This window comes from Variovorax beijingensis, assembly GCF_007828835.1.
In the GTDB taxonomy this organism is placed as follows: domain Bacteria; phylum Pseudomonadota; class Gammaproteobacteria; order Burkholderiales; family Burkholderiaceae_C; genus Variovorax; species Variovorax beijingensis_A.
The window spans coordinates 842825-850000 of record NZ_VIVL01000001.1 but is presented as its reverse complement, the minus strand read 5'-3'; the positions used below and the strand labels follow the sequence as shown (position 1 = coordinate 850000).

Genomic DNA, 7176 nt, shown 5'->3' with positions numbered 1-7176 from the left:
CTGATCCAGTCGAAGCGCGCGCGCGAGATCGCGGAGCAAAGGCAGGCCGCCGGCGCCGCGCCTGCCTCCTCGCCGCCCGCACCGGCACCCGTCGCCACCGAGCCGGCGCCCGCGCGTCCGGTCGGCGCCGCGCGCAAGAAGCTCAGCTACAAGGAGCAGCGCGAGCTCGAGGCGCTCCCGGCGCAGATCGAGGCGCTCGAGGCCGAGCAGAAGCGCATCGGCGAAATGCTCGAGCTCGACGGCGGCGCCATCTACGCCACCGACGCTTCGCGCGCGGCCGAGCTGAGCCAGCGCCATGCCCAGATCGACGACGAGTTGCTGGCCGCGCTGGAACGCCAGGAAGAGCTGTCCGTCGGGCGCTAGTCCATTGGTTCTACGCCGGACTGTCCCGCCGTCCCACGCCGGGGCGGCGCCGACTGGGATATATATGCGGCTTCCAAGCTCCGGGAACGCCGCATGTCTTCCTTCTACGCGCTCTTTGGCCGATCCATTGCGCTTCTTGTCCTCGTCCTGCAGGGCGCCTGCGCACAACTGCCCGAGCACGTCGACCGGCCGGTTTCGACCGCGCTCTCCTCGCCCAACGGCACCGCGCTGGATGCCTTGGTGCAGCAGCGGCGCAAAGCCGACGGCGCGCGCTTCGAATCCGGCTTCCTGCTACTCGCGGGACCTCCGGCCGCCTACGGCAGCCGGCTCGCTCTGATCGAAGGCGCGCAGAAATCGCTCGACCTGCAGTATTACGCCATCCATGCCGACGCCAGCACCGGCCGGCTGGTGCGGGGACTCCGCGCGGCGGCCGAGCGCGGCGTGCGGGTGCGGATTCTGCTCGACGATCTGCACAGCACCGGGCGCGATGCGCTGGTGCTGGGCCTGGCTTTCGTGCCCAACATCGAGATGCGCCTGTTCAACCCGCTGGCCGGCGCGCGCGGGTCTTCGTTCGCTCGCGCGCTCAATTCGATCGGCGATGCCTCGCGGATCCAGCAGCGGATGCACAACAAGCTCTTTCTCGCCGACAACGTGCTCGGCGTCACCGGCGGGCGCAACCTGGGCGATGCCTATTTCGGCAATGCGCTGAAGGGCAATTACATCGACGTCGACATCCTGGCGGCCGGGCCGATCGTGCGGGACCTGTCGCGCAGCTTCGACAGCTACTGGAACAACGAACGCGCCTATCCCGTCCAGTCGCTGGTCAAGCGCAGCGAACTGGAAGCCATCCGCGAGCGGGCGCAGCAGGCCGACCGGGAACTGGCCGACGAATCGGCCCGTGCGCAGAACTCACCGCCGCCGCCAACACCCGAGGCAGAACCGAAACCAGGCGCCGCCCCCACGCCGGCACAGCTCGCCCGCGCCTGGGACGAAAAACCGATGGACCTGCAAACCGCCCGTTTCGTCTGGGCGCCCGCGGTGATGCTCGCCGACCAGCCCGGAAAGATCCCGGCCGACAAGGGCGCCGGGACGACGAGGGCGCCGGGCCTGGTCGTGAGCCAGCCCGGGGACGCCGCCAGTTCGTCGCGGCGCGCGGCGGCGCTCGAAGCCAGCTCCGACCTTGCCGCGGGCAGCGACACGGTGGTCGAAGGCCTGCTGCAGCTGATCGGCCAGGCGCGCACCGACCTGCTCATCATCTCGCCCTACTTTGTGCCCGGCCCGGACATGAAGCAGGCTTTCGCGGCGGCTCGCAGCCGGGGCGTGCGCATCCGCGTGCTGACCAACTCGCTGTCGTCGAACGACGCGCCGGTGGCGCATGTCGGCTACTCGCGCCATCGCGAGGACCTGCTCAGGATGGGCGTGGAACTCTACGAGCTGCGCAGCGAGCAGACCAGCGTCGGCAACGCCTTCGGCTCGTCGGGCAGCGGCGGCAGTCTCGGCGAATCGCGCTCGATGCTGCATTCGAAGGTGCTGGTGATGGACGGCCGGCTGCTGGTGGTCGGCTCGATGAACCTGGACCTGCGCTCGCAGCTGCAGAACACCGAGATCGCGCTGCTCGTGCGCAGCGCCGAGCTCTCGCGCGCGGCGTCCGCCCAGATCGAGCGCGGCATGCGCGAGGGCTCATGGCGGGTCGAGCTGAACGATGGCTCGCTGGTCTGGCGGGCGCCCGAAGGCAGCGGGCTGAAGGACACCTCCACCGAGCCCGACGCCAGCCTGACCCTGCGCCTGCTGCTGCGGCTGTTCGGGCCGCTGGCGCCGGACCAGCTGCTGTAGGGCGCAGCCGTCAGTGCTTGTGCTGATGGGCCGGCGCGGCGGCGTCGGCCCCTTCGGGCGCGCCCACCGGCAGGTTCAGCTCGAGCGAGCTCTTCTGGCCCTTGGCATCCTCGAAACGCAGCGTCATCGGGACGGTCGAACCCTTGGCCAGCGCCTGCTTCAGGTCCATCATCATCACGTGGTAGCCGCCCGGCTTGAGCTCGACGGTCTGGCCGGCGGGCAGGTCGAGGCCGCCCGGCAGCTCGCGCATCTTCATGGTGTCGCCTTCCATCTTCATCTCGTGCACCTCGGCCACGCCGGCGGCCGGCGTCGTGATGCCGACCAGCCTGGCGCCGGTGGGCGCAGTGAGCTTCATGAAGGCCCCGGTGCCGCTCTGGCCCGGCACCGACTGGCGCACCCAGCCATCGCGCACGTCGACCGTGGCCACGCCCTGCGCCACCACATCGAGCCTGGCGGCAGGGCTCTTGAGCCCAGCGGTCGAGCTGCCCGAGGCCGGCACTTCCGCCCAGTCGATGCTGCCCACGTCGCAGGTCTGCAGCACCTTGAACCACAGCGGGCCGGGGGTGCCGGGCACCTTGCCGCGCAGCACGAACTCGGCGCGCTCGCTGGCGGGCAGCGCGGCCTGGGGGCTTTCGGCGGTCCAGCGCACTTCGCCGTCGCCGGCGTTCTTCTGCACGTCGAGCTTCCAGCCCTTGCGCGCCTGCGCGTCGCTCAGCAGGAAACCCTTGGGCAGGCGCACGGCCAGGCCGGTGGTGGCCTTGGCGCCTTCGCAGGCGTGGCCGACACGGAAGGCCGCGCTGTAGTCGCTGCCGACGGTAACGCCGCCGCGAGGCAGGGTGACATGGGCGAACGCGGCGGCCGTGCCTGCCAGCAGTGCGCATGCGGCAGCGGTCTTCAGGATGAGGCGTGGGTGGTTCATTGCGGGAACTCCTTGAAAAAATCGGTGAAGAGAATCAGAGGTCGAACTTGAGTTCGGCCACATAGGTGCGTTGCGGATAGGGGTGGAAGGCCCAGTACTTGTTGTTGTTGAGGTTGTCGATGCCGAAGGCGGCGCTCCATTGCCGGTCGATCCGGTAGCGGATGCGCGCATCGACCACGAAGAATTTCGAGAAGCCCATGTAGGCCGCGCCGTTGCCGTCGGTGTTGTCGAGCGTGCCGTACTGCTTGCCGCTGTAGCGTGCGCCGACGGTGTAGCTCCATCTCGCATCGGGCCGGTAGGTGGCGAGCAGCGTGGCCCGCAGCTTCGGCACGCGCGGCTGTTCGCGGCCGACGCTGGCGGGAAAACCGCTGTTGGCCGCGATCTTCGAGCGCGTCAGCGTGAGGCTGCCGCTCAGGTCCAGCCCCTTCACGCCCACGTCGACCGCGTTGAGCGCCACCTCCAGCCCGCGGGTGCGGATGGCATCGACGTTCTGCACCGTGCTCACGAGATTGGTGAGGGCCTGGCTGTAGAGCGCATCCTTGGTGTTCTCGAAAAAGAGCGTGGTGCGCAGCACGCCGTCGAGCCCCCAGCCTTTCAGATCGCGCTCTGCGCTGAGCTCCGTGGTCCACGAGCGCTCCGGGCGCAGGTTGGGATCGGTGTTGACGATCCGGCTGCCGTCGATCGAGCCCTGGTAGAGCTCGCTCACGGTCGGCATGCGCACTGCCCGGCCGGTCGATGCCTTGAGCAGCCAGTCCGGCGTGGCCTGCCAGGCAAGCGCGGCCTTGGGCGAGTCGTAGCTGTTCCTGCGCGGTGCAAAGTCGAGCAGCTTCGTGGCGTTGCCGAGCTGGCCTCCATAGGCTTCCCAGCGTTCGTGGCGCAGGCCGAGCGTGGTCTTCCAGTCCTTGGCGAAGCGCCAGGTATCCTGCACGTAGAGCGACTGCAATCGCGTGTTGCCGTTGAAGGCGGAGAACGGCGACACGGCCGGCCCGGCGATCCAGTCGAAGGTGTTGCCGACGCCGGTGCGCAGGCGGGCCGTGTCCTGCTGGAAGCCGAAGTCGACCACGTGCGCGCCCACGCCCTCGGCCGAGCCGGTGGGCCGCCATGTGCCGGCGGCCTTGAAAGTGTGCCAGCCCGAGCCGCCCATGTCGGTGATGCGCCCCGGTCCGCCGTTGAAGGCACCGGGCAGGGGTGTGGTGGGTGTGCGCGAGGTGTCGCGCGCATAGTCGAACAGGCTCGCGGCCACTTCCCAGTCGAACACGCCGCCGGTATGGCTCTTCACCGAAAGGCCGTGCATGTAATGGGTGAGCGCGGTCTCGGTCGGCGCCAGCGCGGCGCTCGGCGCATCGAGGTTGTAGCTTCGCCCGGCGATGTTCACGCGCCCCGAATACACCGGCCGGCCGAAGGCATCGCGCAGGTAGGTGGCGACGCCGCCGTGCGTGGTGTTGTTCCAGGCGCCGAGCGTGTAGGTGGCGCGCACCGTGGGAGAGAAGTCGTAGGCCAGCTTGAGCTTGGCCTGCTCCTGCGTGGTGTCGTAGATCGTCGAGCCGCCCACCAGCCACCAGGGCTGATTCGACGGGTTCAGCCCCGGCACCGCGCCCGTGACCGGCGTGCCGGCGTTGCCCAGGGCGCCGGCGCTGGCGAGGCGGTTGCCGAACACCAGCGCCTGCCCTTTGCTGTGGGTGCGCGAGGCGCTGAGCCACCACGACCAGTCGCCGCTGCGGCTGCCCAGCGAGAGCTCGAGTTGCTGGCCGGCGGGTGAGGAATGGCTGCCGTACAGGTCGAAGTTCGAGGCGAAGCCGCTGAGCTTGGCGTGCGCTTCGAGTTTCGTGGGCATGCGCGTCACGTAGTCGACCACGGCGCCGGCCGAGTTGCCCGGATAGGCTGCCGAGAACGGCCCGTACAGCACGTCGACCCGCTCGATCTCTTCGGGCGACACCATGCCCCAGCGCGGCGCGTAGGTGGCGCCATTGCCCAGCGGGTTCGACAGCATGATGCCGTCGGCGTACACCATCGAGCGCGCGCTGTTGCCTGTGCCCGAAGCGCGCGTGGCAAGCACCGCATGGTTGAAATCGCCGATGTAGCGCTTGCGCACCACCAGGCTGGGCAGGTACTTGAGCGCGTCTTCGCCGTCGGTGGCGTTGACGGTTTCGGCGATCTGCTCGTGCGTCACGCCCTCGATGGTGGTCGGAATCTGGGTCGGCAGCGAGGTCGGGCGGCCGTCGCTGACCGTGACGGTGCTCAGGGTGCGCGCAGCGCTGCCGCCGGATGGATCAGGCGCGTCCTGCGCCCACGCGGGCGCGCCAAGGGGAAATGCCATGGCGATCGCCACGGCGCGGGAATGCTTTTTCACAGGAAACCTGCTCCACGAACTTCAAGCCGGACAGGCCGCATGCACCCCTCGAATCGGGCGCAGTCGGCGACGGTTTTGACAGCTTCAGGAGAGGGCGGGAGGTCCGCGCGCCGGCAGCGGCGCGGCGGTGGCCGCGGCCAGGCGCGCGGCGGGAATGGACTGGACCACGCGGCCCAGCGGCAGGGGAAGGTCGAAAGCGGCGGCGGCCGGCGACGGCGGCGGTGCGCCGGTCAGCACGCACAGCGGGCAGTCCATGTGCGATGCGCCCATCTCCTGCACGCCGTCTTCGGTGTGGACCACCGCCTTGATCGAGCCGGCGCTCGAGCACACCAGTTCGACGGCCTGCGGATGCACGATCGGCGAGGCCACCGCCGCGCCGATCGAGAGCGCGAACCACAGCAGCACCCAGCGGCCGACGAGGCCGAGGAAGCGGGGATGGTTTCGCAGCAGGTGCATGGCGCTGGCGATTATCGGCGTTGTTTGCTCTTTGGTGCCGGTGCGCGCTGGGCAGACCTGGCATTGCCCGTGCTCCGGGTTCCCGAGGCCTTGGCGCCGGAAGCCTTGGCGCCGCGATTGCTCCTGGCCCCTTGCGCGCCGCGGGCGCTCGCCTTTGGCGCGGGCGCCGTCGGCACCGCGACGGGCGGCTGCGCCACCAGCGGAACCGCCGCCACCTGGAATCCGCGCGCCGCCAGCAGCGCCGGCAGCCCCTGCGGGCCGACCATGTGCAGCGCGCCCACCGCAGCGAACACGCGCTGGCCGCCCGCGTGCATGCGCTCGATGCCGTCGGCCAGGCCGGGATTGCGCTCGTCCAGCAGGCGCTTCATGAGCCGCTGCTCGGCCGGCGTGTTGAGGCAGTTGCACCACTCGGGGTAGCGGCCGAGCTTGTCCGCGTCGCCGCGCGCCCAGATGTCGGCCAGCTCCTTCATCTGCGCGCGCAGCTGGCCCGATTCCAGTTCGGTCAGGGCCGCGTCGATCTGCTCGGCCTCTTCGGCCTCGGAGCCGCCGGTCAGCGCCTTCAATTGCGCGGCAGCGTTTTCGAGGGCGAACACCGGCTTGCTGTTGTTGCGCGCGGAAACCGCCAGGGCCTCGTCGGCGCCGAATTCGGGGTACAGACCATCCGCGCGCGCCACCAGGCCCGCCAGCGACATGACCTGCAGGATGGGCTGCAGCCCCGCGGTCTGGCCGGGCGGCACGCAGGCCGCCTCGTTCTGGCGCGCCAGCCGCTGTGCGCGCTCGCCGCTGAGCAGCCGCGCGACCACGGCCGGGTCGGCCTGCTGCGTCAGGGGCTGCATCGCGACCGGGTCGCGCACGTCGAGTTCCAGCGCGAGCGCATCGCTCTGCTCCAGCGCCTTCTGCACCGTGGGCCCGGGCCGCACCCACTCGGCGCGCCCGAGATGAATGGTTCCATAGAGCCAGGATGTGCGCCCGTCGCGCTCGGCGCGCCACAGCAGGCCGCGGTCGGCCGCATTCCACTGGCCGACGGCGGCACCGGGCTTTCCGAGGCTGGCAATGGCGGACGGGGGGCAGGCGCCCTGCGCCGCCAGTGCGAAAACGCAGCAGGCGCCGGCCAGCGCGAGGCGCGGCAGGCGCAAGAGTACAGACGCCTGCATGCGCATCTTCAAAAGGGTGTCGCGCCTCGGCGCAACCAGGATCCGGAGTATCCGCAAGGCTTGCTCCACGATGAAAGAAAGTCCGGCATTCTCACAGCACC

Annotated in this window: 6 protein-coding genes (1 of these 6 running past the window's edge); 2 read left to right on the top strand and 4 right to left on the bottom strand. The window is 70.1% G+C overall.

Annotated features, from left to right (window positions below):
* Both FB547_RS04115 and FB547_RS04110 read left to right on the top strand, forming a co-directional pair.
* A protein-coding gene (locus FB547_RS04115; RefSeq protein ID WP_145739860.1) for an ATP-binding cassette domain-containing protein crosses the window boundary here: on the top strand, window positions 1-363 show its 3' end. 1548 nt of this gene lie to the left of the window's left edge; 363 of the gene's 1911 nt are visible here — the last part of the coding sequence; its start codon lies off the left edge, out of view; it ends in the stop codon at window positions 361-363.
* 93 nt (window positions 364-456) lie between these two features.
* Window positions 457-2196, top strand: a complete 1740-nt coding sequence (locus tag FB547_RS04110; RefSeq protein WP_145739858.1) for a phospholipase D family protein — start codon at window positions 457-459, stop codon at window positions 2194-2196.
* 10 nt (window positions 2197-2206) lie between these two features.
* Here the strand turns inward: FB547_RS04110 and FB547_RS33780 are convergent, their stop codons facing one another.
* The 4 genes from FB547_RS33780 to FB547_RS04090 all read right to left on the bottom strand — a co-directional run bounded on the left by FB547_RS33780 (window position 2207) and on the right by FB547_RS04090 (window position 7075).
* Window positions 2207-3115 (bottom strand): copper chaperone PCu(A)C, encoded by a 909-nt coding sequence (locus tag FB547_RS33780; RefSeq protein WP_145739857.1) that lies wholly within the window; start codon window positions 3113-3115, stop codon window positions 2207-2209.
* 34 nt (window positions 3116-3149) lie between these two features.
* Window positions 3150-5432: a TonB-dependent receptor gene (locus FB547_RS04100; protein ID WP_145739855.1), complete on the bottom strand. Its 2283-nt coding sequence runs from the start codon at window positions 5430-5432 to the stop codon at window positions 3150-3152.
* Between the two features lie 117 nt (window positions 5433-5549).
* Window positions 5550-5921, bottom strand: coding sequence for a DUF2946 family protein (locus FB547_RS04095; protein ID WP_124958820.1), 372 nt, complete (start codon window positions 5919-5921; stop codon window positions 5550-5552).
* 11 nt (window positions 5922-5932) lie between these two features.
* Complete coding sequence (locus FB547_RS04090; protein ID WP_225613255.1) at window positions 5933-7075, bottom strand: TraB/GumN family protein; 1143 nt, start codon at window positions 7073-7075, stop codon at window positions 5933-5935.
* Window positions 7076-7176: the final 101 nt, after the last annotated feature.